Origin of the sequence: Halorubrum sp. SP3, assembly GCF_005435195.1 — an archaeon.
Classification (GTDB): Archaea; Halobacteriota; Halobacteria; order Halobacteriales; family Haloferacaceae; genus Halorubrum; species Halorubrum sodomense.
In genome coordinates this window covers 1-565 of sequence record NZ_SGTU01000269.1, presented here as the reverse complement: position 1 = coordinate 565, position 565 = coordinate 1, and the positions used below count along the sequence as shown (strand labels likewise).

1 protein-coding gene is annotated in these 565 nt (G+C 65.3%); it reads left to right on the top strand.

Going from position 1 to position 565, the window contains the following annotated elements:
* On the top strand, positions 1 to 565 hold a 565-nt coding region (locus EXE42_RS16525), incomplete at both ends, for a TRAP transporter large permease subunit (RefSeq protein ID WP_137707014.1).

Sequence of the window (565 nt, the reverse complement as noted above, 5' to 3'; positions counted from 1 at the left end):
GCTGCCGCTCATGATCATCGTCCCCAGCTTCATCGTGTACGCCCGCTGGGGGTACCTCATCAGCGGTAACACGCCGTTCGTCGGGCTCCTCGCGATCCCCCAGTTCACCTGGCCCGACATCATCCAGAACCTGTGGTACAACACCGAAAACGGGGTGTTCGGGATCCCGGTGACGGTCTCCGTCAGCTTCATCTACATCTTCATCCTGTTCGGCTCGTTCCTCGAGATGAGCGGCGCGGGCCAGTGGTTCATCGACCTCGCGTACGCCGCCACCGGCCACCGGAAGGGCGGCCCGGCGAAGTCGAGCATCCTCGCCAGCGGCTTCATGGGCACCATCTCGGGCTCGTCGATCGCGAACACGGTCACGACGGGCGCGTTCACCATCCCGCTGATGAAGAAGTCGGGCTACTCGCCCGAGTTCTCCGGGGCGGTCGAGTCGTCGGCGTCCTCCGGCGGCCAGATCCTGCCCCCGGTGATGGGGGCTGCGGCGTTCCTCATGGTCCAGTACACCGCGACGCCGTTCCGCGAGATCATCATCCTCGCGACGATCCCGGCGATCGTCTTC